Annotated in this window: 4 protein-coding genes; all 4 read left to right on the forward strand. The window is 57.5% G+C overall.

All coding sequences use genetic code 11. From position 1 onward, the window contains the following. The first annotated feature begins 121 nt into the window (after positions 1–121). Genes IM290_RS13600 through narI form a run of 4 tightly spaced genes read left to right on the forward strand, consistent with a single transcriptional unit; the run spans position 122 to position 6781 of the window. Positions 122–3865: a nitrate reductase subunit alpha gene (locus IM290_RS13600; RefSeq protein WP_032669675.1), complete on the forward strand. Its 3744-nt coding sequence runs from the start codon at positions 122–124 to the stop codon at positions 3863–3865. Continuing rightward, positions 3862–5397, forward strand: coding sequence for a nitrate reductase subunit beta (gene narH, locus IM290_RS13605; RefSeq protein ID WP_017384243.1), 1536 nt, complete (start codon positions 3862–3864; stop codon positions 5395–5397). Before IM290_RS13600 ends, narH begins: the two co-directional genes overlap by 4 nt. Beyond that, entirely contained in the window at positions 5394–6104 is a 711-nt protein-coding gene (gene narJ, locus IM290_RS13610; RefSeq protein ID WP_193042513.1) for a nitrate reductase molybdenum cofactor assembly chaperone, read from the forward strand. Before narH ends, narJ begins: the two co-directional genes overlap by 4 nt. Then, complete coding sequence (gene narI / locus IM290_RS13615) at positions 6104–6781, forward strand: respiratory nitrate reductase subunit gamma (RefSeq protein WP_193042514.1); 678 nt, start codon at positions 6104–6106, stop codon at positions 6779–6781. The genes narJ and narI overlap by 1 nt, the downstream gene beginning before the upstream one ends. Positions 6782–7023: the final 242 nt, after the last annotated feature.

Genomic DNA, 7023 nt, shown 5'->3' on the forward strand with positions numbered 1-7023 from the left:
CCCTCAGAGTCCCCCTTCGTCTTGATCGTTATCAATTCTCCCCATCTTTCATAGCGTTACCTTCGCTGCAAATCAGCAATGTCGATTTAGAGAGCCACAGGCTCCATACAGGAGATACCCGATGAGCAAATTTTTGGACCGGTTTCGCTACTTCAAACAGAAGGGTGAAACTTTTGCCGATGGGCACGGCCAGGTTCTGGATACCAACCGGGACTGGGAAGACGGTTACCGTCAACGCTGGCAGCATGACAAAGTTGTCCGTTCTACCCACGGCGTAAACTGCACTGGCTCATGTAGCTGGAAGATTTTCGTTAAAAACGGTCTGGTGACCTGGGAAATGCAGCAGACCGATTATCCGCGTACCCGTCCGGATATGCCGAACCACGAGCCGCGCGGCTGCCCGCGTGGGGCCAGCTACTCCTGGTATCTCTACAGCGCCAACCGTCTGAAATACCCGCTGATGCGTAAACGCCTGATGAAAATGTGGCGTGAAGCGAAAGTGCAGCACAGCGATCCGGTTGATGCCTGGGCCTCCATCATTGAAGATGCCGACAAAGCGAAAAGCTTCAAACAGGCGCGTGGTCGCGGTGGTTTCGTTCGTTCTTCCTGGAAAGAGGTGAACGAGCTGATTGCGGCTTCCAACGTCTACACCGTGAAAACCTACGGTCCTGACCGTGTGGCAGGCTTCTCGCCAATCCCGGCGATGTCGATGGTCTCTTACGCCTCCGGCGCGCGCTACCTGTCACTCATCGGTGGTACCTGCCTGAGCTTCTACGACTGGTACTGCGACCTGCCGCCAGCGTCGCCTCAGACCTGGGGTGAGCAGACCGACGTGCCGGAGTCCGCCGACTGGTATAACTCCAGCTACATCATCGCCTGGGGCTCTAACGTTCCGCAGACCCGTACCCCGGATGCGCACTTCTTTACCGAAGTACGTTACAAAGGGACCAAAACCGTCGCCGTGACCCCGGACTACGCCGAAATCGCCAAACTGTGCGACCTGTGGCTGGCGCCGAAACAGGGTACCGATGCCGCAATGGCGCTGGCGATGGGCCACGTCATGCTGCGTGAATTCCACCTCGACAAGCCAAGCCAGTATTTCACCGATTACGTGCGTCGCTACACCGACATGCCAATGCTGGTGATGCTCGAAGAGCGTGACGGCTATTACGCCGCAGGCCGTATGCTGCGTGCCGCGGATCTGGTGGACGCGCTGGGTCAGGAAAACAACCCGGAGTGGAAAACGGTCGCCTGCAACAGCAACGGCGAGCTGGTGGCGCCAAACGGTTCTATCGGCTTCCGCTGGGGGGAAAAAGGCAAATGGAACCTGGAGCAGCGTAACGGCACCACGGGTGAAGAGACGGAGCTGCGTCTCAGCATGCTGGGCAGCCAGGATGAGATCGCCGATGTCGGCTTCCCGTACTTTGGTGGTGAAGGTTCCGAGCACTTCAACAAGGTTGAGTTGCAAAACGTTCTGATGCACAAGCTGCCGGTGAAGCGCCTGCAACTGGCGGACGGTTCTACTGCTCTGGTCACTACCGTCTACGATCTGACCATGGCGAACTACGGCCTGGAGCGCGGCCTGAACGACGAAAACTGCGCGACCAGCTATGATGACGTGAAGGCTTATACCCCAGCCTGGGCGGAGCAGATCACCGGTGTGCCACGCGCCCAGATCACCCGTATCGCCCGCGAATTTGCGGAAAACGCCGACAAAACCCACGGTCGCTCCATGATCATCGTCGGTGCCGGTCTGAACCACTGGTATCACCTCGATATGAACTATCGCGGCCTGATTAACATGCTGATCTTCTGCGGCTGCGTCGGGCAGAGCGGCGGCGGCTGGGCGCACTACGTGGGCCAGGAAAAACTGCGTCCGCAGACCGGCTGGCAACCGCTGGCGTTTGCCCTTGACTGGCAGCGTCCGGCCCGTCACATGAACAGCACCTCCTACTTCTATAACCACTCCAGCCAGTGGCGCTACGAGACGGTTACCGCCCAGGAACTGCTGTCGCCGATGGCGGATAAATCCCGCTACAGCGGCCACCTGATTGACTTCAACGTACGCGCTGAGCGTATGGGCTGGCTGCCGTCTGCGCCGCAGCTGGGTACGAACCCGCTGCGTATTGCGGAAGCGGCGAAGCAGGCGGGCATGTCACCGGTGGACTACACCGTTAAATCCCTCAAAGACGGCTCAATCCGCTTCGCGGCAGAACAGCCGGAGAACGGTAAAAACCATCCGCGTAACCTGTTCATCTGGCGCTCTAACCTGCTGGGTTCTTCCGGTAAAGGCCACGAGTACATGCTGAAATACCTGCTCGGTACCGAAAACGGTATTCAGGGTAAAGATCTCGGCAAGCAGGGCGGCGTGAAGCCGGAAGAAGTGGAGTGGAAAGACAACGGTCTCGACGGCAAGTTGGATCTGGTGGTGACGCTGGACTTCCGTCTGTCCAGTACCTGCCTGTACTCCGACATCGTGCTGCCTACTGCCACCTGGTACGAAAAAGACGACATGAATACGTCGGATATGCATCCGTTTATTCATCCGCTGTCGGCGGCCGTTGACCCGGCGTGGGAATCAAAAAGCGACTGGGAAATTTACAAAGACATCGCGAAGAAATTCTCTGAAGTCTGTGTAGGGCATCTGGGCAAAGAGACCGACGTGGTGACGCTGCCAATCCAGCACGACTCCGCTGCCGAACTGGCTCAGCCGCTGGACGTGAAGGACTGGAAAAAAGGCGAGTGCGATCTGATCCCAGGCGTAACCGCGCCGCACATTATTCCGGTTGAACGTGATTACCCGGCAACTTACGAACGCTTTACCTCTATCGGCCCGCTGATGGAGAAGATCGGTAACGGCGGTAAAGGCATCGCCTGGAACACCCAGAGCGAAATGGATCTGCTGCGCAAGCTCAATTACACCAAAGCAGACGGCCCGGCGAAAGGCCAGCCGATGCTGAACACGGCAATTGATGCGGCAGAGATGATCCTGACCCTGGCCCCGGAAACCAACGGCCACGTGGCGGTGAAAGCGTGGGCGGCCCTGAGCGAGTTTACCGGTCGTGACCACACGCACCTGGCGAAGAATAAAGAGGAAGAGAAAATCCGCTTCCGCGATATTCAGGCCCAGCCGCGCAAGATTATCTCCAGCCCGACCTGGTCTGGCCTCGAAGATGAACATGTGTCCTATAACGCCGGATACACCAATGTTCACGAGCTGATCCCATGGCGCACGCTTTCTGGCCGTCAGTCTCTGTATCAGGATCACCAGTGGATGCGTGACTTCGGTGAAAGCCTGCTGGTTTACCGTCCGCCAATCGACACCCGCTCCGTGAAAGCGGTGATGGGCGCGAAATCGAACGGTAACCCTGAGAAGGCGCTGAACTTCCTGACGCCGCACCAGAAGTGGGGTATCCACTCCACCTACAGCGACAACCTGCTGATGCTGACGCTGTCGCGCGGGGGGCCAATCGTCTGGATGAGCGAAGCGGACGCCAAAGATCTGGGTATCGAAGATAACGACTGGATCGAAGTGTTCAACAGCAACGGCGCCCTGACGGCACGTGCGGTGGTGAGCCAGCGTGTACCGGCCGGGATGACCATGATGTACCACGCGCAGGAACGTATCGTTAACCTGCCGGGGTCTGAGATCACCGAGCAGCGCGGCGGTATTCACAACTCCGTGACCCGTATTACGCCGAAGCCGACCCACATGATCGGTGGTTATGCCCAGCTGGCCTACGGCTTTAACTACTACGGCACCGTAGGATCGAACCGCGATGAGTTCGTGGTGGTACGTAAGATGAAGAATATTAACTGGTTAGATGGTGAAGGTAATGACCAGGTACAGGAGAGCGTAAAATGAAAATTCGTTCACAAGTCGGCATGGTGCTGAATCTGGATAAATGCATCGGCTGTCATACCTGCTCAGTCACCTGTAAAAACGTCTGGACCAGCCGTGAAGGTATGGAGTACGCCTGGTTCAACAACGTGGAAAGTAAGCCGGGCACCGGCTTCCCGACCGACTGGGAAAACCAGGAGAAGTGGAAGGGCGGCTGGATCCGTAAAATCAACGGCAAACTGCAACCGCGCATGGGTAACCGTGCCATGTTGCTGGGAAAAATCTTCGCTAACCCGCATCTGCCGGGCATTGATGATTACTACGAGCCGTTTGATTACGACTACCAGAACCTGCACAACGCGCCGGAAAGCAAACACCAGCCGATCGCCCGTCCTCGCTCGCTGATCACCGGCCAGCGCATGGACAAAATTACCAGCGGTCCAAACTGGGAAGAGATTCTGGGCGGCGAGTTCGAAAAACGCGCCAAAGACCAGAACTTCGAGAACATGCAGAAGGCGATGTACGGCCAGTTCGAAAACACCTTCATGATGTACCTGCCGCGCCTGTGCGAACACTGCCTTAACCCGGCGTGCGTGGCGACCTGCCCAAGCGGCGCCATCTACAAGCGTGAAGAAGATGGCATTGTGCTGATCGACCAGGACAAGTGCCGCGGCTGGCGTATGTGCATCACCGGCTGCCCGTACAAAAAAATCTACTTCAACTGGAAGAGCGGTAAGTCTGAGAAGTGCATCTTCTGCTACCCGCGTATCGAAGCCGGTATGCCGACCGTCTGCTCAGAAAGCTGCGTAGGTCGTATCCGCTACCTCGGCGTGCTGCTGTACGACGCGGACGCGATTGAAAATGCCGCAAGCACCGAGAACGAGAAAGATCTGTATCAGCGTCAGCTGGACGTCTTCCTCGATCCAAACGATCCAAAGGTTATTGAGCAGGCGCTGAAAGACGGTATTCCGCAGAGCGTGATTGACGCCGCACAGCAGTCTCCGGTGTACAAAATGGCGATGGACTGGAAGCTGGCCCTGCCGCTGCACCCGGAATACCGCACGCTGCCGATGGTCTGGTACGTGCCGCCGCTGTCTCCGATTCAGTCTGCGGCGGACGCGGGTGAACTGGGCAGCAACGGCATTCTGCCGGACGTGGAAAGCCTGCGTATCCCGGTTCAGTATCTGGCCAACCTGCTCACCGCAGGGGATACCCAGCCGGTACTGCTGGCGCTGAAACGTATGCTGGCGATGCGTCACTTCAAACGTGCGGAAACCGTTGACGGCGTTAACGATACCCGCGCGCTGGAGGAGGTCGGCCTGACCGAGGCGCAGGCGCAGGAGATGTACCGCTATCTGGCAATCGCTAACTACGAAGATCGTTTCGTGGTGCCGAGCAGCCACCGTGAACTGGCTCGCGAGGCCTTCCCGGAGAAAAGTGGGTGTGGCTTTACCTTTGGCGACGGTTGCCACGGGTCAGACAGCAAATTCAACCTGTTCAACAGCCGCCGCATTGACGCGATGGATGTGACCAGCAAAACGGAGCCGCACCAATGATTGAACTCGTCATTGTTTCGCGTCTGCTCGAGTACCCTGATGCTGCGCTTGTGCAGCATCAACAGGAACTCTTTGATGCACTCGCGTCATCTGAAAACCTGGATAAAGAGGATGCCCAGACGCTGGGCGTTTTCCTCCGCGATCTGCTGGCACGCGATCTTCTTGATGCGCAGGCGGACTACAGCCAGCTGTTTGACCGGGGCCGTGCCACGTCTCTGCTGCTGTTCGAACACGTTCACGGTGAATCCCGCGACCGTGGTCAGGCGATGGTGGATCTGATGGCCCAGTACGAGCAGCACGGTTTGCAACTCGACAGCCGCGAGCTGCCGGATCACCTGCCGCTGTATCTGGAATATCTGGCACAGTTGCCGAAAGAGGAAGCGCTGGGCGGGTTGCAGGACATTGCTCCTATTCTGGCGTTGCTCGGCGCGCGTCTCCAGCAACGTGAGAGCAGCTATGCAGTCCTGTTCGATCTGCTGGTGAAACTGGCTAACGCCTCGGTTGACAGTCAAAAAGTGGCGGAAAAAATTGCGGATGAAGCCCGTGACGATACCCCACAAGCACTGGATGCCGTCTGGGAAGAAGAGCAGGTGAAATTCTTTGCTGACCAGAGCTGTGGCGAATCTGAAATCTCCGCGCATCAGCGTCGTTTTGCCGGAGCGGTGGCTCCGCAATATTTGAATATCTCTAACGGAGGACAGCACTAATGCACTTCCTGAATATGTTCTTCTTTGACATTTTCCCGTATATCGCGGGCACCGTATTCCTGGTGGGAAGCTGGCTGCGTTATGACTATGGCCAGTACACCTGGCGTGCTGCCTCCAGCCAGATGCTGGATCGTAAAGGGATGAACCTGGCGTCAAACCTGTTCCACATCGGGATTTTGGGGATTTTCGCCGGCCACTTCCTGGGGATGCTGACCCCGCACTGGATGTACGAAGCGTGGCTGCCGATTGAAGTGAAGCAGAAGATGGCGATGATTGCCGGCGGCGCCTGTGGCGTGATGACCCTGGTGGGTGGTCTGCTGCTGCTGAAACGACGTCTGTTCAGCCCACGCGTGCGGGCTACCACGACCGGAGCGGACATCCTGATCCTCTCCCTGCTGATGGTGCAGTGTGCGCTTGGTCTGCTGACCATTCCATTCTCTGCGCAGCATATGGACGGCAGCGAGATGATGAAGCTGGTTGGATGGGCGCAGTCTGTCGTGACCTTCCGCGGGGGCGCTTCTGAGCATCTGGACGGCGTGGCGTTTATCTTCCGCGTTCACCTGGTGCTGGGTATGACCCTGTTTGTGCTGTTCCCGTTCTCTCGCCTGGTGCACATCTGGAGTGCGCCGGTGGAGTACCTGACGCGCAAATATCAGGTTGTGCGTGCTCGTCGCTGATTCGCTGTATTAATACAACCCCGCATTTGCGGGGTTTTTTTTGTCCCCGACCCAGGGGGGCGTGCGGATGCCGGGTGGCGGCTGCGCCTTACCCGGCCTACAGACCCTATTCGTAGCCCCGGTAAGCGAAGCGCCACCGGGGAAACAGGCAGGGAAGGATTACTCCCGGCATCGAGAAATATGGAGCATTGTGCTTGAGTGAGTGCTTAAGAATCTGGAAGTGATGGTGGTGGGGGAAGGAT

This window comes from Enterobacter cloacae complex sp. S1 (assembly GCF_014930525.1).
Taxonomy (GTDB): domain Bacteria; phylum Pseudomonadota; class Gammaproteobacteria; order Enterobacterales; family Enterobacteriaceae; genus Enterobacter; species Enterobacter hormaechei_C.